The 22,936-nt window shown below is 54.3% G+C and carries 28 protein-coding genes; all 28 read right to left on the reverse strand.

All coding sequences use genetic code 11. The annotated features are described in order from the left end of the window. Window positions 1-37: 37 nt before the first annotated feature. From KNP83_RS07860 to fliF, 28 genes are read right to left on the reverse strand one after another with little or no spacing between them, the layout of a single operon-like run. A complete protein-coding gene (locus tag KNP83_RS07860) occupies window positions 38-406 on the reverse strand; it encodes a hypothetical protein (protein WP_214762008.1) in 369 nt (122 codons plus the stop codon). A 13-nt stretch (window positions 407-419) separates the two neighbouring features. Further along, window positions 420-1,190, reverse strand: a complete 771-nt coding sequence (locus tag KNP83_RS07865) for a FliA/WhiG family RNA polymerase sigma factor (RefSeq protein WP_214762009.1) — start codon at window positions 1,188-1,190, stop codon at window positions 420-422. 11 nt (window positions 1,191-1,201) lie between these two features. Continuing rightward, window positions 1,202-1,687 (reverse strand): chemotaxis protein CheD, encoded by a 486-nt coding sequence (locus KNP83_RS07870; RefSeq protein ID WP_021067143.1) that lies wholly within the window; start codon window positions 1,685-1,687, stop codon window positions 1,202-1,204. Further along, a complete protein-coding gene (locus tag KNP83_RS07875; RefSeq protein WP_214762010.1) occupies window positions 1,680-2,279 on the reverse strand; it encodes a chemotaxis protein CheC in 600 nt (199 codons plus the stop codon). Before KNP83_RS07875 ends, KNP83_RS07870 begins: the two co-directional genes overlap by 8 nt. Next, window positions 2,269-2,700 (reverse strand): chemotaxis protein CheW, encoded by a 432-nt coding sequence (locus KNP83_RS07880; RefSeq protein ID WP_214762011.1) that lies wholly within the window; start codon window positions 2,698-2,700, stop codon window positions 2,269-2,271. Before KNP83_RS07880 ends, KNP83_RS07875 begins: the two co-directional genes overlap by 11 nt. Window positions 2,701-2,712: 12 nt before the next feature. Further along, window positions 2,713-4,680, reverse strand: coding sequence for a chemotaxis protein CheA (locus KNP83_RS07885; RefSeq protein WP_214762012.1), 1,968 nt, complete (start codon window positions 4,678-4,680; stop codon window positions 2,713-2,715). Window positions 4,681-4,699: 19 nt separating this feature from the next. Beyond that, complete coding sequence (locus KNP83_RS07890) at window positions 4,700-5,539, reverse strand: MinD/ParA family protein (RefSeq protein ID WP_021067139.1); 840 nt, start codon at window positions 5,537-5,539, stop codon at window positions 4,700-4,702. Further along, window positions 5,518-6,597: a flagellar biosynthesis protein FlhF gene (locus tag KNP83_RS07895; RefSeq protein WP_214762013.1), complete on the reverse strand. Its 1,080-nt coding sequence runs from the start codon at window positions 6,595-6,597 to the stop codon at window positions 5,518-5,520. The genes KNP83_RS07890 and KNP83_RS07895 overlap by 22 nt, the downstream gene beginning before the upstream one ends. Next, the gene (flhA, locus tag KNP83_RS07900; protein ID WP_214762014.1) at window positions 6,598-8,616 is read right to left on the reverse strand and encodes a flagellar biosynthesis protein FlhA; all 2,019 of its coding nucleotides are present in this window, start codon (window positions 8,614-8,616) and stop codon (window positions 6,598-6,600) included. It lies immediately after the preceding gene. Window positions 8,617-8,629: 13 nt separating this feature from the next. Next, entirely contained in the window at window positions 8,630-9,721 is a 1,092-nt protein-coding gene (gene flhB, locus KNP83_RS07905) for a flagellar biosynthesis protein FlhB (protein WP_214762015.1), read from the reverse strand. Then, window positions 9,718-10,488, reverse strand: coding sequence for a flagellar biosynthetic protein FliR (gene fliR / locus KNP83_RS07910; RefSeq protein ID WP_021067135.1), 771 nt, complete (start codon window positions 10,486-10,488; stop codon window positions 9,718-9,720). Before fliR ends, flhB begins: the two co-directional genes overlap by 4 nt. Continuing rightward, window positions 10,485-10,757, reverse strand: coding sequence for a flagellar biosynthesis protein FliQ (gene fliQ, locus KNP83_RS07915; protein ID WP_021067134.1), 273 nt, complete (start codon window positions 10,755-10,757; stop codon window positions 10,485-10,487). The genes fliR and fliQ overlap by 4 nt, the downstream gene beginning before the upstream one ends. An 11-nt stretch (window positions 10,758-10,768) precedes the next feature. After that, a complete protein-coding gene (gene fliP / locus KNP83_RS07920; protein WP_214762016.1) occupies window positions 10,769-11,434 on the reverse strand; it encodes a flagellar type III secretion system pore protein FliP in 666 nt (221 codons plus the stop codon). Further along, a complete protein-coding gene (locus KNP83_RS07925; RefSeq protein WP_214762017.1) occupies window positions 11,431-11,925 on the reverse strand; it encodes a flagellar biosynthetic protein FliO in 495 nt (164 codons plus the stop codon). The genes fliP and KNP83_RS07925 overlap by 4 nt, the downstream gene beginning before the upstream one ends. After that, window positions 11,922-12,287: a response regulator gene (locus tag KNP83_RS07930; protein WP_021067131.1), complete on the reverse strand. Its 366-nt coding sequence runs from the start codon at window positions 12,285-12,287 to the stop codon at window positions 11,922-11,924. Before KNP83_RS07930 ends, KNP83_RS07925 begins: the two co-directional genes overlap by 4 nt. A 12-nt stretch (window positions 12,288-12,299) precedes the next feature. After that, entirely contained in the window at window positions 12,300-13,415 is a 1,116-nt protein-coding gene (gene fliY / locus KNP83_RS07935; RefSeq protein WP_214762018.1) for a flagellar motor switch phosphatase FliY, read from the reverse strand. After that, window positions 13,412-14,401 carry a flagellar motor switch protein FliM gene (gene fliM, locus KNP83_RS07940; RefSeq protein ID WP_214762019.1) on the reverse strand — a complete coding sequence of 330 codons (990 nt, stop codon included), beginning with the start codon at window positions 14,399-14,401 and terminating at the stop codon, window positions 13,412-13,414. The genes fliY and fliM overlap by 4 nt, the downstream gene beginning before the upstream one ends. A gap of 9 nt (window positions 14,402-14,410) precedes the next feature. After that, window positions 14,411-14,860 carry a flagellar basal body-associated FliL family protein gene (locus tag KNP83_RS07945; RefSeq protein ID WP_021067128.1) on the reverse strand — a complete coding sequence of 150 codons (450 nt, stop codon included), beginning with the start codon at window positions 14,858-14,860 and terminating at the stop codon, window positions 14,411-14,413. Beyond that, entirely contained in the window at window positions 14,853-15,071 is a 219-nt protein-coding gene (locus tag KNP83_RS07950) for a flagellar FlbD family protein (RefSeq protein WP_214762020.1), read from the reverse strand. Before KNP83_RS07950 ends, KNP83_RS07945 begins: the two co-directional genes overlap by 8 nt. After that, window positions 15,071-15,862, reverse strand: coding sequence for a flagellar basal body rod protein FlgG (gene flgG, locus KNP83_RS07955; protein ID WP_214752226.1), 792 nt, complete (start codon window positions 15,860-15,862; stop codon window positions 15,071-15,073). Before flgG ends, KNP83_RS07950 begins: the two co-directional genes overlap by 1 nt. Before the next feature lie 11 nt (window positions 15,863-15,873). Beyond that, the gene (locus KNP83_RS07960) at window positions 15,874-16,305 is read right to left on the reverse strand and encodes a flagellar hook capping FlgD N-terminal domain-containing protein (protein WP_214762021.1); all 432 of its coding nucleotides are present in this window, start codon (window positions 16,303-16,305) and stop codon (window positions 15,874-15,876) included. Beyond that, complete coding sequence (locus KNP83_RS07965; RefSeq protein ID WP_251139285.1) at window positions 16,277-17,323, reverse strand: flagellar hook-length control protein FliK; 1,047 nt, start codon at window positions 17,321-17,323, stop codon at window positions 16,277-16,279. The genes KNP83_RS07960 and KNP83_RS07965 overlap by 29 nt, the downstream gene beginning before the upstream one ends. Before the next feature lie 20 nt (window positions 17,324-17,343). Beyond that, window positions 17,344-17,904 (reverse strand): MotE family protein, encoded by a 561-nt coding sequence (locus KNP83_RS07970; protein ID WP_214762023.1) that lies wholly within the window; start codon window positions 17,902-17,904, stop codon window positions 17,344-17,346. Between the two features lie 4 nt (window positions 17,905-17,908). Next, window positions 17,909-18,343 carry a flagellar FliJ family protein gene (locus KNP83_RS07975; protein ID WP_214762024.1) on the reverse strand — a complete coding sequence of 145 codons (435 nt, stop codon included), beginning with the start codon at window positions 18,341-18,343 and terminating at the stop codon, window positions 17,909-17,911. Further along, window positions 18,340-19,659 carry a flagellar protein export ATPase FliI gene (fliI, locus tag KNP83_RS07980; protein WP_214762025.1) on the reverse strand — a complete coding sequence of 440 codons (1,320 nt, stop codon included), beginning with the start codon at window positions 19,657-19,659 and terminating at the stop codon, window positions 18,340-18,342. The genes KNP83_RS07975 and fliI overlap by 4 nt, the downstream gene beginning before the upstream one ends. Then, window positions 19,646-20,368 carry a FliH/SctL family protein gene (locus KNP83_RS07985; protein WP_214762026.1) on the reverse strand — a complete coding sequence of 241 codons (723 nt, stop codon included), beginning with the start codon at window positions 20,366-20,368 and terminating at the stop codon, window positions 19,646-19,648. Before KNP83_RS07985 ends, fliI begins: the two co-directional genes overlap by 14 nt. Continuing rightward, the gene (gene fliG / locus KNP83_RS07990) at window positions 20,352-21,359 is read right to left on the reverse strand and encodes a flagellar motor switch protein FliG (protein ID WP_214762027.1); all 1,008 of its coding nucleotides are present in this window, start codon (window positions 21,357-21,359) and stop codon (window positions 20,352-20,354) included. Before fliG ends, KNP83_RS07985 begins: the two co-directional genes overlap by 17 nt. A 5-nt stretch (window positions 21,360-21,364) precedes the next feature. Beyond that, window positions 21,365-22,933 (reverse strand): flagellar basal-body MS-ring/collar protein FliF, encoded by a 1,569-nt coding sequence (gene fliF, locus KNP83_RS07995; RefSeq protein WP_214762028.1) that lies wholly within the window; start codon window positions 22,931-22,933, stop codon window positions 21,365-21,367. Window positions 22,934-22,936 lie beyond the last annotated feature (3 nt).

Here is a 22,936-nt window from a genome sequence, read left to right on the forward strand (position 1 = left end):
GAATTACTATAGCATATGTCAGCCAATCCGGCAACTCTCACTTTTTGCGAAGTTTGGCATAAAGGGCGACTTCACCCTCGCCTTTTCCGAGCAGCCGGGCCGTCTCACGGACCGAATGGTTCAACAAGACGTCCTCGACGTGCGGTGCCTGTTGCCGTTCACGAGACGATGGTGCTTCCGCAGGGGAATCCTCAAGCGTGGGTGCCACAGCCGATTCCTCGCTCGGGGGCGCAGGCTGTTTCACGACATCGTTCATCGATTCCATGAACGATAACAGGAGGGCCTCGGTCTCACGCTTCTCCTGCTCGAGTCGCGTGATACGAGCCGTCAGCGCCTGAACTTGACGGAACAAAATCAATAGTCCGTACGCGACGATACAGGCAATCCCGATATAGACGACGGTCATCTCCATCCCTCCCTCACGATGTCTTTTCTTCTAAATAGGAGCGTCCGAGCGCAAGCTTCAGCGTCTTCAGCGCCTTGGAATGAATTTGGGAGATGCGGGACGTCGAGAGTTCCAACACTTCACCGATCTCCGTCAACGTCAACTCGTCGAAATAGAATAAGGACACGACGAGCCGTTCTTTCTCAGATAAATGCTCAATCTCGTTCGTCAACACATCGAGCAGCTCGCGCTGCAGGAGCGTATCTTCCGGTTTTTCGGAGTCGGGGTCGAAATACGTGACGGACATGACCTTGCCTTCCTCTTGAAGCGTCACCGCCTCATCGATGGACAACATGTTCGCAAAGTACCCTTCCGCCATCGCCTTCTCGATTTCTGAGACCGGCAGCTCGCACGCGCGCGCCAGCTCCTCTTTCGTCGGGGCCCGGTGCAGCTTCTGTTCGAGCTGTTCGGCGACATGGTCAATCTTCTTCACCCGTTCGCGCACCGATCGCGGCAACCAATCGATTTTCCGTAGCCCGTCGATGATGGCGCCCCGAATTCGAAATGCCGCGTACGTGTCAAACTTGTTGTTATGTTCTGGATCATATTTCATGAGGGCATCGTACAATCCCATGTAACCCAAACTTTTCAATTCGTCGCGTTCGACGCTCTTCGGGAGCGTCACGATCATTCGTTGCACGTGATAATGGATGAGGAACTCATAGTGCGTCAATAGTTCATTCGCCGTATCCATATCGCGGTCAGTATTCCAACGATCCCACAACTCGGTAAGTTGAGTCGTCATGTCGATCCCCCCTAAATTTCCTTTGTTCCTACGCTGACCGTTCGAATCGACAGGACGCAAGTCGCCACATCAAATTCGATCGTCCGCCCATTGTGTCCGCCACAGTCCTCGGCGATGAGCGGGATGCGGTGCGCTTTCAGCGCGTTGCGGACGGCTTCGGCATTTCGTTCACCGATGCGCATCGCCTCGTTCTCATACTTGAATTGAAACATTTGGGCGCCGCCGGCCATTTTTGCTTGCAGCCGACCGGCCCCGGCCCGTTTCAATGAAGCGACGAGTGCGTCGATGGCCGTATCCGCATATTTTCCTACTTCAATCGTTTGATGTTTCCGGGCGATTGCCGAATCCGGCAACATGACATGGGCCATCGCCGCGACTTGAAGCCGGACGTCATACAAAATCACCCCGACACACGAACCGAGCCCGGCCGTTCGCAACTTGTTCGGTGCCGTCGTCTGCTTCCATTCCGCAATCCCGATTTTGAGTACTTCAGCCATGGCCCATCAACCGCTGTTTAATCCGTTCGAGCGAACCGTGCGTCGGTAGGAACAACACGTGTCCGGCACTTACTTTTCCATCGATGCGGAACGTCGTATCGATATAGAGCGCCGCATCTTCCTCGGGCTGGACCGATGTGACGACGAACTCGACGATGGAACCGGCCATATCGACCGCTGTCGCCGGGACGTGAATCGGAATCGGCGTATTCAACCAATCGCCGAGCGCCCGGGCGTAGGCCCCGCTCATAATATTGCCAATCTCTTCCCATGCCGATTGACCGAGTTCATCGGCTGCTTGGAACGTGAACCCGCTCCCGATGAGTGATGCGACCATCATCTCGGCGTCATCGACCGGGAATAAGATGAGAATCATGCCGCTAATCTCGCCACCGAGCTCTAACAGCACCGAGGCCACATGACGCTCAGGACCGCCGACCCGTTCCGGCAAATACGTGATCGGTTCCATCTCGGCCGAGGAGACGGTAATGTTGACCGGTTTGGCCAAGAGCGTCGACAGTGCCGTCGCTGCGTGGCCAGACCCGATATTGCCAAGTTCTTTCAATAAATCTTGCTCGAACTCACTCAGCATGTTGTTCCTCGAATAACGCGTTGGCGTCGAGAAGTGAGAACAGTTTGTCCTCTCCTTTCGCGATCGCCGTCAAATGAGCCGACAACATGTCTCGACTCGATTCAGGAATCGGTTCGAGACGAACGTCTTCGCTTTCCACGACCTCGTTGGCGCGATCGACGATAAAACCGGCATCGCCTTGATTGAGCGAGGCGATTAAAATCCGAGTCTCGTCGGTTGGTTCGACCGCCTCATACCCGAGGCGGAGGCGAAGATCGATGACCGGTGTGACGACACCGCGAAGATTGATGACACCCTTAACGTGAGCCGGTGCGTTCGGGACGCGTGTGACCGGTTGGACCCGTTCAATCGAGCGGACCGATTGGACATCGATTCCGTATGTGTTCGTTCCCAGTGAAAAGACTACCCATTTTTGTTCCATCCTTCTTCCTCCTTAGAACAGATCGTTGCTGTCGACAATCAAGGCGACACGCCCGTCTCCGAGTATCGTTGCACCCGAGATGGCTGGAATGCCCTCGAGATACGTCCCGAGCGGCTTCATGACAATCTCTTGTTGGCCAATCAAATCGTTGACGACCACGCCGACGAGTTTGTTGCCTTTGCGGACGACGACGACCGGGAATTGCGTCTTCGTCTCCGTCTCAATCGCAAACATTTCTTTTAAATAGACGAGCGGGACGAGCTGACCACGGAAATCGAAGACGCGTTCGCGATGGGCCGTCAAAATGTCGGCCTCGTCGAGAAGTGTCGTCTCGAGAATCGATGACAACGGGATGGCGTACGTCTCGTCACCCGCTTGCACGAGCATCGCCGAGATGATGGATAGCGTGAGCGGAAGGCTGACTTGGAATTTCGTCCCTTGTCCGACGACCGTCTCGAGCGTGACGACCCCACCGAGTGACTCGATCTTGTTTTTGACGACGTCAAGACCGACACCGCGACCAGACAAATCGGTGACGACGTCTGCCGTCGAGAAGCCTGGGGCGAAGATGAGCATGGCCACTTCGTTATCGGTCATCGCTGTCGCTTCTTCCGGGGTGATGACGCCGCGCTCGAGCGCTTTCGAACGGACTTTCTCGACGTGAATCCCGGCCCCGTCGTCCTCGATTTCAATGAAGACCCGGTTGCCGCCATGATAGGCGCGGAGCGCAAGACTCCCTTGTTCCGGCTTCCCGGCTGCGACACGGACTTCTGGCAGTTCAATCCCGTGATCGATGGCGTTTCGAATCAAGTGCACGAGCGGGTCGCCGATTTCATCGATGACCGTCCGATCCAATTCCGTTTCCGCACCAGTGATATCAAGCTGGACTTTCTTATGGATGTCTTTCGCGACCGAACGCACCATACGTGGGAAGCGGTTGAACACTTGCTCGATTGGCATCATCCGGAGCGTCAGGACGAGTGATTGAAGTTCGTTCGTCCCGCGCTTGATTTTCTCGACTGTCTCGTTCAATTCAGGCTGTCCGACTTCGTCAGCGAGCCGCTCGAGACGACCGCGGTCGATAATAAATTCTTCGAATAAGTTCATTAAGCGATCGATCCGTTCCAAGTTGACGCGAATCGTCTTCGCTTGGGCGACAGCCTGTTCTTTCGGCTCGTCTGCCTCGACTTTCGGTTTCGGTTCGGCGACGGCGACGGTTTCCACACTGACGGCGACTTCCGGTGCACTCGATGTAGTCGCATACGGCGTCACGTGGACGGATTCGACTTCTGACACTTGTGACACAGCGTGTTCAATCACGTCGGCCGACTCTTGGGACACGAACAGGACGTCAAACGAGAGCTCGAACTGTTCTTGTTCGATGGCCTCGGTTTCTGGACACGTCCGGACGACCTCGCCGAGCTCTTGCAGGCGATCGAATACCATATAGGCACGCGCCGCTTTCAAAACGACGGCATCGGATAGTTTCACGTGCAATTGGAACGCCTCGAAGCCCGTCTCCTTCGCTTGGGTGATGACCGAATCCGTATAAAGGTCGGCCGTGAAGACGTTCGCTTCGACCGCTGGCGTCGCCTTTGGCGTGCTGCCGATGAACGACTGGAATGCAGCTACCGTTTCAGCGACGTCGACGTTTGCGCCTCGGCCGCCGGTCTCGATATTGGCGATCATCTCTTCGATTTGTTCCATCGCCGAGAACATCGTGTCGAGCAACAGCTGGTTGCTCTCTTTCTTGCCGGCTCGAACCAAGTCGAGCGCGCTCTCCATCTCATGCGTCAAGTTGGCCACACTCTCGTAACCCATCGTTGCCGACATTCCTTTGAGCGTATGCGCGGAGCGGAAAATCTCTTGAATCGCATCTTGGCTGCCCGTCTGTTCAAGTTTTAACAGCTGGGTGTTCACCGATTGAATATGTTCTTGCGACTCATCTAAAAACAATCCTAAGTATTCGTTCACGTCCATCTATAATGCCTCCCTGTCGTTAGACTCGGTTCCACTGACGTTTCAAGTTCCCCATCAAACGATCCATGAAATGACGTGGTTTCGGCGGTGTCCCGGTCAATGTCGTTAAAATCCGCTCTAACCGCCAACTGATATCACTTTTCCGGTCCAAATGGTAAAACGGGACTTGGGCGATGACCGCTCGTCTGACCGTGGCGTCATCTGGTAAATACCCGAGGAATCGAATCGATTTCTTTAAAAACTGCTCACACGCAACTTCCATTCGTTCAAAACATTGCAGCGCTTCCTCACCCGATTGAGCCCGATTGACGATGACACCGAGCGGCAAGTCTGGGCTCTGACGATGCACCAGCTTCGTATAGGCGTACCCGTCCATGAGCGAGGTCGGTTCCGGCGTCAAGATGAGAAACATCTCATCGCACCCTTCGATGAATTGAAGGGATGTGTCGGTCGCCCCGGCCCCCATGTCGAACAGGACATAATCGTATTCGGTGAGCACTTCGAGTTCACGCATAAAAAATTGCATATCGGCATGTGAGAATTGGACTAGTTCATCGAGTCCACTCCCCCCATGTAATATATCGACACCATGCACGCCTTTCTGAACCGAGGCGGCGAGCGGAATTCGGGCTTTGACCGAATCCATCATCGTCCGTGACCGCGAGGCGTTCAACAAGATATGCACGTTCGCCATCCCGATGTCGAGATCGACGATTAACACGCGCTTGCCGAGCTCGACGAGGCCGATGGCCGTGTTGACACAGACGTTCGTCTTGCCGACCCCGCCTTTCCCGCTCGCGAAGGCGATCGTCGTCGGCGGGGTCTCCGTTTTCGCCCTCAGACGTCTTGCTTGGTCCATTGGGTCCACCCTTCTTTCTCAAGCAACCGATCCGTCAGCCGGTCTGGGTCCCCGTTGACGAGGTCGTCCGGCACTTCTTGCCCATCCGTCAGCCAAGTGACCGGTAGCCCGCTCTCGCGAACCATCCGATACATCGCGTGGATGTCGCTCGTCTCATCGGCTTTCGTGAAGATGAGCGACCCGAGCGGCAACGGCTCGAACTGGCGATAAATCATGTCCATATCCCGCATCTTCGACGTCAAGCTGAGGACGAGCGAGAGACTCGTCTCTGAAAAGTCGTGATGCCGTTCGAACTGCTCGACATACGCCTCGTCGCGGAAGTTACGGCCCGCCGTATCGATTAAAATGATGTCTTTTCGAGCGAATAACTGTTTGGCCCGCTTGAAATCATCAAAATCGTAGGCGACCTCGACCGGGATGTCTAAAATCTCGGCATACGTCTTCAACTGTTCGATGGCGGCGATGCGATACGTATCCGTCGTGATCAGGCCGACCGAGAGTCCATGCTCGAGCTTGTAGTGCGCGGCGAGTTTCGCGAGCGTCGTCGTTTTGCCGACGCCGGTCGGACCGACGAGCATCATGTACCGCTTCGGTGCGGGTACAGGCAAGAAGGAACTCCGGATTTGGTCACGGACGTAACGTTCGACGGCGTCAACCGATTTTGTCGTGTAATACAGCTCTTGAATCGCCTCGTCCCACGTTTCACCGTGAAACGATTCCGACGCGAGCAGCGCTTCGACGTGAGCCAACGGTGCCGGCAACCGTCTCGTTACTGAGAGGTCAGGCGTAGCGGTCGCGACGTTCCGCGGCTGCGGTTGACGTCTCGGCGCCGTCTCGGGTTTCGGCGCTGCACTTGGCTTCGCCACCGTACGCGGTTTGACGGCGAGCGGCGCTTTCTCGAGCGCGGCGATGACCTCGACGTGTTGCGAGGCGAACAAGCCGAACCACCCCTTTTTCACTTGGCGCGAGTTCAAGATGACGGCGTCGTCGCCAAACTCTTGTTTGACTTTCGCCATCGCTTCCGCCATCGTCTTGCCTGTATATTTTTTTATTTGCACTTAAATCACCCCAATACTTTTCACTTCAATCGAGCTGAGCAATTCGTTATAGGCGAGGACCGGCACCTCCGGATAATACCGTTCGAGCAATTGTCTCACGAACAAGCGGATCGTCGGCGAACAAAGAATGACGGCCGATGCCCCGTAACGTTCGAACATGGACAGTTGCTCGCCCGAGCGTTCGATAATCTCGCGCGCTTGTTCCGGATCGAGCGCCAAATAATTGCCGAACTCCGTTTTTTGAACAGCGTCTTGAATCAACTGTTCGGTCTGTCCCCCGAGCGTGACCACGTAAAGCGGTCCGTCGGGCGGGCTGACTTGGTCCGTCAATTGACGGGACAAGCCTTGCCGGCAATATTCGCCGAGGATGTCGGCGTCTTTCGTCACTTTGCCGTAGTCGGCCATCGTCTCGAACAAAAGCGGCAAGTTGCGAATCGAGACGTGTTCTTTCAACAGATGACGGAGCACCTTTTGAATGTCGCCAATCGACAGGACGGCGGGTGTCACGTCCTCGACGAGCACCGGGTGCGTCTCTTTCAAATGTTCGACGAGTTGTTTCGTCTCTTCACGGCCGAGGAGGTCGGCGGCGTGTTTCTTGAGCGTCTCCGTCAAGTGTGTCGCCACGACGGACGGCGGATCGACGACGGTATACCCGCTCATTTCCGCGCGGGTGCGCGTCTCTTCATCAATCCATAGCGCCGGGAGACCGAACGCCGGTTCCGTCGTTTCAATCCCATACACTTCCGGATCTTCTATCCCAGGGCTCATCGCCAAGTAATGATCGAGCAAGAGCTCGCCTTCAGCGACGACGTTCCCTTTCACTTTGATCCGATACGCGTTCGGTGACAGTTGTAGATGATCGCGAATCCGGACCGTCGGTAAGATGAATCCAAGTTCGAGTGCGAGCTGACGACGAATCATGACGACCCGATCGAGCAGGTCGCCGCCTTGCGATTCATCGGCGAGCGGAATGAGTCCGTAGCCGAATTCGAACTCGATGGCATCAATCTGTAACAGCGAGACGACCGTCTCGGTCGGTGCCGACGGTTCTTCTTCCGCTAACGGTGTGTCGACGACCCGTTTCAAATTGCGACGCATCGTATAGGCACCATAGAACGTGGCGCCGGCAATAATCAATGTCACCGGCAGCAGACTCGGCGAGATAATCCCGAGCATGATGACGACTGAGCCGGCGATATAGAGCAGTGTCGGGTTTTGACTGAGCTGATCGACGACGTCCTCGCCGAGGTTCCCATCCGAGACGGCACGGGTGACGATAATCCCGGTCGCCGTCGAGATGAGGAGCGCCGGAATTTGACCGACGAGCCCGTCCCCGATTGTCATGAGTGAGAACTTCTGGAACGCCTCACCAACCGGGAGGCCCATGTCCACGACGCCGATGATAATCCCGAAAATCAAGTTGATGGCGACGATGATAATCCCCGCGATGGCGTCCCCTTTGACGAACTTCGAGGCCCCATCCATCGAACCATAAAAGTCGGCTTCACTTTGAATCTTTTTCCGGCGGATTTGCGCGTCTTTGTCATCAATCAATCCCGAGTTCAAATCGGCATCGATGGCCATCTGTTTCCCTGGCATCGCATCAAGGGTGAAACGCGCCGATACTTCGGATACACGTTCGGCCCCTTTCGTGATGACGACGAACTGGATGATGACGAGGATGAGGAAGACGACGAATCCGACGAGCACTTTCCCGCCAACGACGAAGTTTCCGAATGTGGCGATGACTTCTCCGCCGTATCCGGTCGATAAAATCGAACGTGTCGTCGACACGTTCAATCCGAGCCGGAACAACGTCACGATTAGCAAGAGTGACGGGAAGACCGAGAAGTCGAGTGCTTCACGTGCATTCATCGCGACGAGCAGAATCATCAACGCAATCAAGATATTGACAATGATTAAAAAATCTAATACGAACCCCGGCAATGGGATGACGAGCATGACGACAATCATGAGAACGCCGATCAATACCGCCAAATCTTTAGCTTTTACAGCCAATACATACTCCTCCTCAAGACGGTTGTTTCAACTGATAGACGAATGCGAGCACTTCGGCAATCGCCTGATAAAACGACTCGTCCACGACTTCCCCGATATCCATTTGGGCGTACAGCGCCCGGGCCAACGGTTTATTTTCGACAATCGGGATATCATGTTCTTTGGCCACGTCCCGGATATTGAAGGCGACGCGATCGACCCCTTTGGCGACGACGAGCGGCGCGAAGTCTTTCGTGTCGTCGTACCGGATGACGACGGCATAATGGGTCGGGTTGGTGATGACGACGTCCGCGTTCGGAATTTCTTGCATCATGCGGCGCATCGCCATCTCCCGTTGTTGTTGTTTAATCTTCGACTTGATGAGCGGGTCACCCTCACTGTTCTTATACTCGTCTTTAATATCTTGCTTCGACATGCGAATCGATTTCTCAAAATCGAATCGTTGATAGAAAAAGTCAAGCAACGCGAGCGCGAGCAAGGCCACACTCACCCACAGTCCGAGTTCAATCGTGATATGGGCGAGCGCGATGACCGATTCACGGATATGTTCGACCGCCATGCGAGACAGTTCTTTTTGGTTCTGCCAGAGCACGGCGACGGCAGTCGTCAGGATAATCAATAATTTGAATAAGGACTTTAAAAATTCGACGACCGCTTTCATACTGATAATCCGTTTGACCCCTTTAATCGGATCGATCCGTTCGAGTTTCGGTTGAATCGCCTCACCCGAGAACAACGTCCCGATTTGAAGGTAGTTGATTAATATCCCGAACACGACGGCGACCACGAAGAACGGGCCCACAATTAGTCCGACGCGAAGCAGCAAGTCGGTGAGCATGCCGGACAATCCGTTCGACAGATCGAACAGCAAGTAGCTCGGACCGAGCAAATCTTTTGTCACACTGAACAACTGTTTGCCGAGATAAGGCCCTAAAAACGATAACATGAGAAACATCGCGAACAGGGCGAAGGCACCGGTCAAATCGGCCGACTTGGCCACTTGTCCCTTCTTGCGCGAGTCCTCTCGTTTTCGTGGTGTTGCTTTTTCGGTTTTTTCTCCTGCAAAAAATTGAAGATCGACCGATAAGGTATATAGAGGCTTCATGAGGCGTCTCCTAGCACAGTCATAAAATCACGTAACACTTCTTGTAAAATCGGGATGAATTGGCTGATGCCGTTCAAGGTCAACCCCATCATGACGACCATGACTGAAAATCCCGCAATCAGCTTGAATGAGAATCCGATTGCAAAAATATTGAATTGCGGCGCTGATTTCGCCAAGAACCCGAGCGCCATGTCGACGAGCAAGAGCGACGCCATGAGCGGAAAGGCAAGCTGCAAGGCGACCATCATCGTCATCGTGACGACCTTGACGGCCATCATGAGTGACGCTTCGCTAAAGTCGATGATCGGCTGACCCGGCGGATAAATTTGAAAGCTATAATAGATGCCATCAATCAGCAGCAGATGTAAGTTGCTCGATAGCATGATGAACAACGTAAAAATATAATAGAATCGACCGATCAGCGGCGACTGCCCTCCGAACATCGGGTCATAGGCCGATGCCATCGCGAGTCCGAGCTGTAAATCGATGACGCCACCCGCAATCTGGGGGGCGAAGAATAAAATGTTAATCAATATACCGAGCACCAACCCAATCAATACCTCGTACAACACCTGTAAGATATAGGCTTGCCCGAGATCGAGCGGCTCTGTCACCGTGAACATCGCATAGTACGCTAAAAAGGCACTGAACGCGACGCGGTGCATGACCGGCAGTTGCCGGGATGAAAATAACGGGACGCTCACGAAGAAGCCGGAGAGACGGGCGAACGTCAACCCATACAGACTGATGAAATCGACCGCGTTCATTTCGAGGCGACCTCGACCATCAGTTCAAAAATCAAACGGGTGAACCCTTCAATCTGTTGCAGCATCCAAGGTCCAAAGACGACGAGCCCGATAAAGACCGAGACGATCTTCGGGACGAACGATAACGTCTGCTCTTGAATTTGTGTCGTCGCCTGTAAAATCGAAATGACGAGACCGACGACGAGTGAAATCAATAAGAGCGGCATCGAGATTTTCAATAACGTCCACACACTCTCCGTCGCCAAATAAATGACCATTTCCTGCGTCATATTCGTTCCTCCTACATACTTCTAAGCAAGGACTCCACAATCAAGTGCCATCCATCCACCAACACAAACAGTAATAATTTGAACGGCAATGCAATCATGACCGGCGGAAGCATCATCATCCCCATCGACATGAGAACACTCGCCACGACCATATCGATAATCAAAAATGGCAAGAAAATCATGAATCCGATTTGGAACGCCGTTTTCAACTCACTGATTGCATAGGCCGGGACCATCGCGAGTAGCGGGACATCTTCGACCGACTCAGGTTGCTCATAGTTCCCATATTTAATAAATAATTGCAAATCCTCTTGGCGTGTATATTGGGCCATGAACCGCTTCATCGTATTTCCTGCCTCTTCGAACGCCTCGTCTTGACTGATTTCGTCATCCATATACGGTGACAACGCCTGCTCATTCAATTCCGATAGCACAGGCGACATGACGAACAATGTGATGAACAGGGCGAGCCCGATAATCAACTGGTTCGGTGGCGTCTGTTGCGTCCCGAGTGCCGGACGGATGAACGACAGCACGACGACGACCCGTGTGAAACAAGTCATCAAGATTAAAAACGAAGGCGCGAGCGTGAGCAAGGTGAGCACGACCAATAATTTGATCGAGGTCGATGTACTGTCTGGCGTCTCCAAATTGATTAATTGTTCAATCGTCGTCATCGTTTCTTCCTCACTTCTTCAATCTGAGCCAACTGTTGTTTGAACGTGTCGAGAAAAGCCGACGAGTTCGACTGGTTCAAGGCCGGGGCATCGAGCGCCGCCTCGTCCATCGCTTCGGCATCAATCCGGTCGAGCAATTGAATCGAGTCGCCGACACCGAGCACGTACACTTGTTCACCGAGCTTGACGAGTTGCACCGAACGGTCTTTACCGAGCGGGACACCGCCGAGATGGGTCAAATGCTGAGCCGACTTCACGCCTTGTGTCCGTGCGTTCAACCATCGCACGAGGACGAGGAACCCACCGATGACGACGACCATGCTCAAGATGAGCTTGATGGCCGTGCCGACCGATGAGACGGCCGATGTGACCGGTTCGTCTTTCGTGTCTGGCTGTTGCTGTTCGAACTGTTGGTCGACGGTGGCGGCCTCGACCGTGGCCGGGACGAATAGCCCAGCCACGAGAAGGATAATCAACCACCACTTGTTCATTGTGCGACCGTTTTTGAGACTGCCTCGACGACGCGTTCAGCGTTGAACGGTTTGACGATAAAGTCTTTGGCTCCTGCTTGAATCGCATCGATGACCATCGCTTGTTGTCCCATCGCCGAACACATGATGACTTTCGCGTTCGAATCGAACCCACGGATTTCTTTCAATGCGGCCAAGCCGTCCATTTCTGGCATCGTGATGTCGAGCGTGACGAGATCGGGCATGAGTTCACGATATTTCGCTACCGCATCGACACCGTTCTCCGCTTCACCGACGACTTCAAATCCATTCTTTGTCAAGATATCCTTAATCATCATGCGCATGAACGCTGCATCATCTACTACTAAAATTTTTGCACTCATTCTTCTTCCTCCTTAAACGATGCCAATCCGCTCGTGCGGTTGGATAATTTCTGTTACACGGACGCCGAAGTTCTCTTCGATGACGACGACTTCGCCGCGGGCGATCCGCTGTTGGTTCACATAAATATCGACCGGCTCACCGGCCAACTTGTCGAGTTCGATAATCGAGCCTTGTGACAGCTCGAGCACTTCTCGGACCGAACGTTTCGTCCGTCCGAGTTCGACCGTCACGTTGAGCGGCACGTCATACAACAATCCCAGATTCGCTGGAATCGAGTCGTTCGTCGTCGGTGCATGGAGCGGCATGAACTCGGCCTGGCTGACGGCGACTTCCGGTACCGATTTCGCTTGCGGACGAACCGGTTGTTGGGCGGCCGCGGCTGGTGCCGGCGCTGCCTCTTGTTTCGGTGCGGCCTGAGCAGCTGGTGGAGCCGGCGCGACAGGGGCTGGCGACGTGGCGGCCATCAGTTCGTTGACGAGTTGTTTCCCGAACTGGACCGGTGCGATTTGAACGATTTTCGAATCGATTAACGTGCCGACCTTCAAGTTGAACTCGATGAGCACCATCGTCTCCCAAAGTTCGAGACGGTCGATAATCGTTTGTTTTTTCGTCGCATCGAACACTTCGACGAGCGGTGGTGAAATATCAATCTTTTTCGAGAACACGGTCGACAAGGATGTCGCTGCCGCACCCATCATTTGGTTCATCGCCTCTTGGACGGCTGAAAGACGAATCTCATCGAGCCCTTCCGGATCGACTCCGATCCCGGTTCCACCGAGCATCAAGTCGGAGATGATGGCGGCGTCTTCACGTGTCAATACGAGCACGTTCTCGCCTTTCAAGCCTTCCGTGTAGCCGACTCGAAGTGCGACGTGCGGCGTCGGATAACGCTCACGGAGCGCATCGATCGTGACTTCACTGACGATTGGCGTCGTGATTTCTACTTTTTGTTGCAATAACGTCGATAGCGCCGTCGCCGAGTTACCGAACGAGATATTTCCGATTTCCCCTAAGGCGTCGCTTTCCATCGAATCAAGATGTTCTTCAGGATTCGCCTCCGGTTTTGACGACTCGCTCGTCCCGCGCAATAACGCGTCTATTTCATCTTGTGACAACATCTCACTCATTGCTCTTCCTCCTTCACCCGGTGGAGCACTTGGACCGCCATCCGCTTCCCGCTCACACCGACTTGCCCTCTGAACACTTTATTTTCCCCTACCATGATCGATAACGGGTCTTTCACCAACTGATCGAGCGTCAAGCAGTCCCCGACCTCTAAATGCAACAAGTCACCGAACGTGATCGTCGTCTCCCCGAGCAGGGATACGACCTCGACCGACGAGTTCATCAACTGGGCTTTGAGCGGTTCTTTACTGTTCCCGCTCGCATTGCGGCGATTGGCCTCTTGCATCCAATAATGACTCGATAGTTTCGATAACACCGGCTCAATCGTCACGAACGGCAAGCAGACGTTGATTGTCCCGCTCACTTCGCCGATCGTGACGCCGATTGAAATGAGGACGACCGTCTCGTTTGGCGAGACGAGTTGAAGGAACTGAGGATTGACCTCGACCGCTGTCATCTCTGACTTGATTTCGGCAATCGATTCCCAAGCGTCTCCGTATCCGGCAAACGCTCGTTTATATAATTGCGTCAAGATGCGCATCTCGATTTCCGTGAAGCTCTCGACTTTTTCAATCTCGACCCCGGGACCGCCGAGTAGGCGGTCGAGCACCGCGTACGAGATGTTCGGATTCACTTCGATGATGAAACGGCCATTGAGCGGCGGTGCTTCAATCAAGTTGATCATCGTCATGCTCGGAATGGAATGAATGAATTCGTCATACGGAAGTTGCTCGACCGAGTTGACCGTGAACTGGACGTACGTCCGGAGCTGGGCCGAGAAGAACGTGGTCAGCATCCGTGTGAAATGCTCATGTATCCGGGTCAAGCTTCGGATTTGGTCTTTCGAGAAGCGGACCGCCCTTTTAAAGTCGTACTGCCGGACTTTCCGCTCTTCTTCCTGGGCCAAAAAGGAGTCGGCTTCGACGTCGCCACTACTTAACGCCGAAAGCAAGGCATCAATTTCTTGTTGAGATAAGACTTCTCCCATGATGCCACCTCACTGTATGATTTTCTTCGTCATGTAGACTCGTTGGACCTCACCTGACTCCAACAGCCCGTTTAATTGTTTGCGGAGCGACTGCTCGAACTTCTGCATGTCCTCTTTCGTCGTGAGCTTCGCTTTCGTCATGCCGGCCAAATCGCCGAGGATGACGTTATGCACTTGGAACTTCCGAAGTTCGAGATCTTCTTTCGTCTCCGCGGCATCGGTCACGATTGTGAACTGGACGTTAATGAAGCGCTCATCTTGGATGTTCGTCGTCATATCGTCCGTCGTGAAGCTGCGTTCGGCCAATTCTTCGGCGGTGACCGGTTTCGTCTTCGCCGTCACGTTGTCCCCGAATAAGTATTTATAAGTCATGAATCCGGCCCCGCCCATGACGAGCAGGACGACTAGCAGGATGAGCACCATTTTCATGGCGCCGCCTTTTTGTTTTTCTTCACTCATCTTCTTCACCTCGTATGCCTATCGTTCCAACCAGACCGATCGAGGCATAGAATGCCGTCGTCCGGTCGATGATTTGTTGTTTCGTCTCGCTGACGATATACGTCTTTCCGTTATACAAGTGAATGATCGTGTCGGGCTCGGCTTTGATCGTCTCGATGAACAAGGCGTTCAGCACGAGTTCCTCACCTCGGAGCGTCGTGACGTGAATCATCAGCGTTTCAAGTTGACGAGTTCTTGGAGAATCTCGTCCGATGTTGTGATGATTCGTGTGTTCGCCTGGAAACCACGCTGGGCGACAATCATTTCGGTGAACTCTTCAGACAAATCGACGTTCGACATCTCGAGCGCGCCCGAGACGAGCTCGCCACGACCATCTTGTCCAGCAATCCCGCCGTTCGGCACGCCTGAGTTTTGCGATTGAATGAAGTTGTTCGCGCCGACTTTTGACAATCCGGCGTTGTTGGCGAACGTGACGACTTGGATTTGACCGACGACAGTCGATGCTCCGGCATTATCGACGTAACTGACTTGTCCGTCTTTCCCAATCGAGAGTGACTTCGCACCGGTCGGGATATTGATGCGGCCGCCGTTTGTATTAAGGACGTAAGCCCCGTCCCCGTTCACGAGGTCGCCGGCGTTGTCCGTATAGAAGTTACCGGCCCGTGTATATTGCGTCTGTCCGTTCACGTCCAAGGCGAAGAACCCTTCACCCGAGATTCCGACGTCAAGCGCCCGACCAGAGTTTTGCATGGCGCCTTGGTTATAGACGTTATCGACGGTCGCCATCGTGCCCCCGAGACCGACTTCTTTCGGGTTGACCCCACCGCTCAAACCGTTCGCCGCCGTCGCACTACCGACTTGTTGGCTGACGAGGTCTTTGAACGTGACGCGCCCTTTTTTGTAACCGAACGTGTTGACGTTGGCGATGTTGTTCCCGACGACATCAAGCTTCGATTGGAAGTTCTTTAACCCACTGATTCCTGAGTACATTGCTCTTAACATGATGAATCCTCCTATGCTGGTTTGATGGAAGTGATGTTGTACACGTTGACGGACGTTCCGTCTTCAAGGTCGGCCACATAGCCGGCTTCGGTCTTCGAAATCGAGAGCACACGTCCCAAGCCTTTAATCGTCTCGGTTTCCGTTTCATTTGTATAAGCGACCGTTTGCCCGATCATATTGCTGAACTCCGAAATCGAGGCCATTTGTCGGTCGACGAGCACCGAGTCGAGTTGTTTCGAAATCGTCTGCATTTGTTCGAGAGAAGAGAACTGAGCCATCTGAGAGATGAACTCACGATCTTCCATCGGTGACATCGGGTCTTGGTTGGCGAGCTGGGCGAGCAACAGTTTCAAGAACATGCTTTGATCGTATTGGTTCGTCGCTTTCGGCATCGATTGATCCGGCAGCGTGTAATCATTCGTCTTCGGCTGGATGGTCGTCATCGTCAGGGTCTCCTTTCGGTTGTTCATGATGTTCCGGTTCAGGCTGGTCGAACTCTTGGAAGTTCGAGCTTTTCGTCTCGAGCGCTTGTTGGGTCAAGTTGACCTCGACCCGGACGTTCGGGTTCGCGGGCTGGAGCGTCTGTTGTAACTGTCCGAGTTGCGATTGCAATAACTGCTTCGCTTCTTGGTTACTCGCAAACAGCTTGACGACGAGCTCCCCGTTCTGCCGCTCGAGTTTGACGACGAGTTCGCCTAGCTGTTCCGGATACAGCCGGACCGTGAACACTTTCGACCCATCGGCCCCGCTCTTGAACGGTGCGCGTTGCAAGGCCGCTTCAATCCGGGCCTGCATGTTCTCAGGCAATGAGCCTTTCGAGGCGTACATCACCATCTCAGAGTCGATGCTCGGTTTGGACCACGTCATACTTTTCGGCATCCAGTCGGCCTCTTTGACCGGCTGTTGCACCGGTACGGGTTGCGTTTCAGGTTGTGTCACACCGGGTAAAGATTTTGGGGTCTGTCCGAGCGTCCCTTTAAACTGCGCAACGACTTGCTGGATGATGCGCACGTTCTCCTCTACTTGATCGACCGGCACCGTCTGGACGAGTGTGTCCGTCTCTTTCTTCGTGAGCGTGAACGAGAGCGTCGGTGCCGCCGCTTGGCTTGTAAGGAGTACCGGCAACTCTTCCGGGACCGGGACCGTTGCCGGTTCCGGGGCGACTTGATTTAAAATCCCGATATAGGCATCCATGAACTTCCGGTACGCATCGGCCGGTAGCGACTTCAACCATTGCAGGCTATCCGGCTGTTGAAGCCACTGTTCTAATCGATTCGATACGTTCTCGAGCGGGAGTGATGTTTCGTCTTCCGAGACGACCATTGCTTCAGGCGCCGCAGTCGGTGTCGTACCGAGCATGGCCGAGAGCAATTCTAAAAACTGTCCGGTCGGGGTTGCAGTCGCGTCCCCGCCCTTTTGCGGTGCCCCTTGCATCGATTGGGCCAATAAGGCGATATTCATCATCATGTCCTCCTTTCCAGTCACTGGAGCAACTGGGTAACGACGGCGGCCTGCTGGGCATCCATCCGTCCCAATATGTCGGCTTGTTGCTTCGGCGATAATTCTTTCAAAAGGTTCGCTACTTGTGGACTTTCGAGCTCGTTCATGATGGCAGCGGCTTGTTTCGCTGACATCTCTTCATAGACGCGAGACACGTCCGACGTTTCTTCTTCGACCGCACTGGCTGTCGCCAACTCTGCGACGAGCCGGTCCCGCTCTTGAATCAACTTTGAGACTTCTTCTTGTCTAGCCTTCACTTCGTTCGTCAACTCGGCGTTATCGGCCCGTAGCTTCTCGATTTCAGCATTCGCCACTTTCAAACGATTCGCGGCATCGGAATCTATCCCGGTCACGTTCACGTTCGTCTTCACATTCTCTTCCGGCTCTTGTTTTGAACCGGTCTCGAGAAACGGGACCGATAACAACGGACGGTCCATCGCATAGTTCATGACGACAATCCCTCCAACGAGTAGAAAGATGGCCGGCACGAGAACGAGTGCGACCAATAGCTGTCTGCCCCGCTTCGTATTGTCTTTTTCCATCGGTTTACTTCCCTTTCCCGTGATGAATCACGGCCAACTCATCGATGAAGTGCTGTTCGATGAGCTTTGTCGCGGCCACTTCATGTTGACTGACTTTTTCATGCAACGTTACATATTTCTTTTCCTCGACGACTTTTCCAAGCAGACGTTCCTGCGACAAATGGTAGCGATTCCGCGCCTGTTGGACGACGAGTTGTTGTGTCTCGATTTGACGCTTCAACCGTTCGCGTGTTTGCTCTCGGTATTGCGACATGAGCAGATCGATGACGCCAGCTTGTTCATCTTGACTCTTCATGAGCGACTCGTACGTCAAGACGAGCTGATACAACGTCTCCATCTCCGTCTCGAACCGCGATTTATATTGTCTCATTTCCGTCGCCGACTCTTCTTTCTCATGTTCTGCGATCGGCATGATGCGCTCTAACAATAATCTGTTCATCGTTCACCTCGCACGATTTGGGCCAGGTGTTCGAGTGATTGCTCGAGCGGGGCCTCTTCTTCGATGGATTGCTTTAAAAACGTCAACAAGTTTGGATACTGCTCGATGGCGGTGTCGATGGCCGGGTTCGTCCCTTTTTTATAGGCACCGATATTAATTAAGTCTTCGGCATCCAAATAGGTCGCCAGCCAACCGCGAAACGTCTGCGCGACGTCTCGGTGCATCGGCGTGGCGATTTGGTTCATGACACGGCTAATCGACTTCAAGACGTGAATCGCCGGGAACTGCCCACGGTTCGCGAGCGAGCGGTCCATGACGAAGTGTCCGTCTAAAATCCCGCGCACCGCATCCGCGATCGGCTCGTTCATATCGTCCCCGTCGACGAGGACGGTGTAGAACGCGGTGATCGACCCCGTCACGGAGGTCCCGCTTCGTTCTAACAGTTGCGGCAGCATCGCGAAGACGGACGGTGTATATCCTTTCGACGTCGGCGGTTCCCCTGTGGCGAGTCCGATCTCTCGTTGCGCCATGGCGAACCGGGTCACCGAATCCATCATAAGGACGACTTCTTTGCCTTGGTCGCGGAAGTATTCGGCGATGGCAGTCGCCGTATAGGCTCCTTTCAACCGCACGAGCGGCGGCTGGTCGCTCGTCGCCACGATGACGACCGAACGGGCCATCCCTTCCGGACCGAGCTCTTTCTCGATGAACTCTTTCACTTCTCGGCCACGCTCGCCAATCAAGGCGATGACGTTGATGTCGGCCGATGACCGTTTGGCGATCATGCCGAGCAATGTCGACTTCCCGACGCCGGAACCTGCGAACAATCCGACCCGTTGGCCCTTCCCGACCGTCAACAGACCGTCGATGACGCGAACGCCCGTCGAGAGGACGTCAAGAATGCGGGGGCGCTCCAGCGGGTTCGGCGGCTTACGCAGAACGTCGTAACGTGCGCCAGGGGTGATACCTTCGCCGGACAACGGTCGGCCGAGACCGTCGAGCACTTGGCCAATCAACTCGTCGCCGACTGGCACTTGAAGCATCCGTCCCGTCCCTTTGACCATACAGCCCGGTGCGATTTGCGTCGTTTCGCCGTATGGCATGAGCAGGACACGTGCCTCATTGAATCCGACGACTTCGGCCTCGACGTGTTGACCAGATGGGAGCTCAATCAAACAACGTTCACCGATAAAAGCGCTCGGTCCGTTCGACTCGATCATTAGCCCGACGACCCGACAGACGCGCCCGACTTTCCGGACGTACTCGTCATCGGGCGAGGATGTAATCGACTCGAGCACGTGATCAATAAGCGCCATCGGCCAGAACCTCCTCGATTTTAGAGCGGACGCGATCAAAGCTATAGCTTAAATCGAGCTCATCTCCGTGTTGCGGGGTCTCAATCCGTACGCTCGTCTCATCTAAACCGGCATCCGCCCGATACTTGATGGTCGGGCCGTCTGGGAGGACCCAGTCCGCTTCGAACCGTTGAATCGTGGCGAGGCGTGTCGGATGGACGTACACCATCAATGATTCGGCATCGAGTTGACGGAGCAGCTGTTCGCGAATCCGATCGGCGAACAACGCCTCATCGTTTCGGACGAGCTCTGTCGTCACACGGGCGCTGACTTCGACGGCGAGGGTGACGAGCTGTTGCTCGGCGTCCCGCCATTTCGTGTCAAACGACTGCTCGAGTTCGACGCTGACCATGTTCAACCGGGTCGTCAACTCCTCATACTCGGCCTTGCCTTCCCGTCTTCCGTGGTCGAAACCTGCGTCATACCCTTCTTGCCTTGCCGACACGAGCACTTCTGCCCGCAAGTCGGCGAGTTCTTGCTCCATCGCGGTGCGGCGCGCCTCGAGTGCGGCTGCTTGTTCGTCTAGCTCCGCGCGTGTTTGGGCCAATCGTTCCCGCTCCTCGTCGTGGTGAAGCGGACTCACCGGCTCGAGGAAGGGCTTCGAATCGATCCGTTGCGGCTCGAGCGGTGTCGCATAGTGACGTTTGATTACATTAGACAACGATGTCATCTCCTCCGCCGCGGCTGATCACGATTTCTCCGACGTCTTCTAGGCGACGGATGATACCGACGATGCGACTTTGCGCCTCTTCGACGTCACGCAACCGGACTGGCCCCATGAATTCCATGTCTTCTTTGAACGTGTCGACCATTCGTTGCGACATGTTTTTGAAGATAACCTGTTTGACTTCGTCGGACGACACTTTGAGGGCGAGCAAGAGGTCGTCGTTCGCCACTTCGCGGATAATCCGCTGAATCGCCCGCGAATCGAGCGTGACGATGTCTTCGAAGACGAACATCCGTTTTTTGATTTCTTCGGCCAATTCCGGGTCTTCGATTTCAAGCGCATCGAGAATCGTGCGCTCGGTCGTACGGTCGACGCCGTTGAGCACTTCGACGACCGCTTCGATGCCGCCGGATTGGGCGTAGTCTTGCATATCGGTTTGGGACAAGTTCTTCTCAAGAATTTGTTCAATCTCATGAATCACATCCGGGTTGAGCCGGTCCATCGTCGCAATCCGCTTGGCAACTTCTGACTGAATCTCAGGTGGGAGTTCAGACAGAATCTGTCCGGACTTGACCGGTTCGAGATGCGCCAAAATCAAGGCGATCGTCTGCGGATGCTCGTTTTGGATAAAGTTCAGCAGTTGTTTCGGGTCGGCCTTGCGGGCGAACTCGAACGGTCGGACTTGAAGCGTCGAGGTGAGGCGGTGGATGAGGGCCATCGCCTTCTCTTCCCCGACCGCCTTCTCGAGCACCGTTTTCGCGAATCCGATGCCGCCTTGCGTGATATAGCTCTGTGCCATGGCGAGCTCGTGGAACTCGCCCATAATCGCTTCTTTCTGTTCGGATGATACTTTTTTCAACGCCGAGATTTGTAGTGTCAATTGCTCCATCTCTTCTTCGGACAGATGCTTGTAGACGCTCGCTGCCACTTCAGGTCCAAGCGAGATCATGAGCATGGCCGCTTTTTCTCGGTTCGGTTGTTTGGCGTAATTCACAGTACTCACTCCTCAGACATCCATGTACGGAGAAGTTTGGCGAACTCTTCTGGGTTGCTCTCTGCCAATTTCTCCAACTGTTTCTTCTTGACGGCCCCTTCGCCCCGTTCTTCGAGGTCGAGGTCCGGTACTTCGTCTTCATATGGGACTTCCCACTCATTCGACTCGGCGATTGGTTCGCGGTTGCGCTTGCGCATCGCGAAGAACAAGAGCGCGAGTAAGACGACGGCACCGGCTGCAGCGGCATACATCCACCACTGGGTCGGTTGTTCGACCACGGCCGCTTCTTCCGTTTCTGCGAACGGACGTGAGACAACGACAACTTTTTGTTCAAGTTCCGCCTCGGTGAGTGCCTCTCCGGTCTTGGCGAGTGACGTCCGGATAATCGAGTACATCATCGTCTCGAGGTCGCCCTCGAGCTGAGGATCGATGGTCGTCGCCCCGTTCGGTGGTTCGACGATCAATTGGACACCGAGGTCACGAATCGAGTACGGTGCGTTCTGAATCTGTTTCGTGATGCGGTTGACTTCATAATTGATGATTTCATGATTCTTTTCGCTCTCTTCTTCCCCGGTGCCCGTGGCAGCCGGGAAATTGACCGTATCGTTCTCGGCCGTTCCGGCAGCGGTCGCCGCGCCGGTTCCGCCCGTATACGCCTCAGCGATTCGTTCGGCCGACGTGACGATGCCTTCCATGCTGTCCTCGTTGACTGGTGTCACGAGGTTTTGCTCTTCAGCCGTTTGCGTCGTGTCGATATCGGCCGTGACCGAGACGAGCACGCTTCGTTCGCCGAGCAACACCGACAACATTTGTTGAATCTGTTGACGGACATCCTTCTCGACTTGACGTTTTAAGACGAGCGGGTCGGTCGATGATCCACCGGCCGTCGTCGTCTGGTCTAAATCGTAATACGTGAAATATTGGTCCATGACCGAGATGTTTTCAGGTTTCAAGTTCGGTACGCTCTTACTGATTAAGTGATAGAGACCTTTCACCGTCGCCGGCTCGAGATTCGTACCAGCTCCTAAATTTAAGACGACCGAGGCCGTCGGTTCCCCTTGATCTTCAGCCAAGAAGACCGACTTTTCGGGAATCGAGATGATGACTTTTGCCTGGTTGATTCCTTCGATTTGCGTGATCAACCGTTCGAGCTCGGTCTGCATCGCGCTCCGCTCGATGACGGCCATCTCACGGTCGGTCGTTCCGAAACCTGCGTTCTCGCTAAAGAAGCTGTAATCGATTGCACCCGACTTCGGGATACCTGCTGCCGCCAGACTGACTTTCAGTTGATCGACTTGTTCACTCGGCACGTACACACTGACGCCGTTCGAAGTCGCTTTAATCTCAGCCTTCACGCCGTCGGCCGTCAGCTGTTCCGTCACCTCGCCCGCTTCTTGAGCGGACAGGTTCGTATAGAGCGGGGCCATGTTCGGGCGCGACAGCCAGACGGTCAAGAGCACCGCGACGAGAAGCACGCCGACGATGACGAGACCCCAAATGATTTTACGGTTCGTTTTTATCGTTTGAAGCGAACCGGTCAGTGAACCGAATCGTTCTTTTAACTTTTCATTCATCGC

The sequence above is a fragment of the Exiguobacterium sp. s146 genome, assembly GCF_018618415.1.
GTDB lineage: Bacteria > Bacillota > Bacilli > Exiguobacteriales > Exiguobacteriaceae > Exiguobacterium.